Genomic DNA, 638 nt, shown 5'->3' with positions numbered 1-638 from the left:
CAACGGTCGAGGTGTCTGCGCCCGAACTTCTGGCTGCCGCAAAGGACCAGGCCCGGCCAACTTCCGAACGCTTGGCGAACCTCACGCTGATCCTCAAGAATCATGCCGGCTCGGCCCAAGCCAAGGAGGCTGATGCAATGCGGCCGAAGCTGGAGGCTCAACTCCACGCCGAGCTTAACCCGATAGGCCTGCAGTGGTCCTATTCCACCCAGCAGGATGACATGTCGGGAAAACCCGTCCGCACGGCACGGGTAACCAGCACCAACAGCTTCAACTTTGACTTCCCCTACTCAGGCCGGCAGAAGGCAGAGCTCACGATCAGGCGTCACCCTCGATGGGGCAACGATGTAATGGTCAGCATCGAGAAGGGGCAGATCCTGTGCCATAGCTTCAGCTCCTGCCCCGTGCGTATCCGATTCGACGATGAGTCCGCCAAAACCTTCACCGGAACTGAGCCATCCGACAACAGCAGCGAGATGGTCTTCATCCCGGGATACAAGACCCTCACGAGTAAGCTGGGTAAAGCCAAGCGCCTCCGAGTGGAGTTCAATGTGTATCAGCAAGGCTCGGTCATGGCCGAATTTGACGTCAGCGGATTTGACGCAAAACGCATGACTCAGTAGCAGACTCTAACGGGA

Annotated in this window: 1 protein-coding gene; it reads left to right on the top strand. The window is 58.2% G+C overall.

Features of this window, described 5'->3' with window-relative positions; translation table 11 throughout:
- Positions 1–623: hypothetical protein (locus INT12_RS30940; protein ID WP_193059235.1), on the top strand; the 623-nt coding region annotated here is incomplete at its 5' end.
- Between the last annotated feature and the right edge of the window lie 15 nt (positions 624–638).

This window comes from Pseudomonas sp. K8, assembly GCF_014889455.1.
In the GTDB taxonomy this organism is placed as follows: Bacteria; Pseudomonadota; Gammaproteobacteria; order Pseudomonadales; family Pseudomonadaceae; genus Aquipseudomonas; species Aquipseudomonas veronii.
The sequence above is the reverse complement of the archived record's forward strand: the minus strand, read 5'-3'. Positions and strand labels throughout refer to the sequence as shown.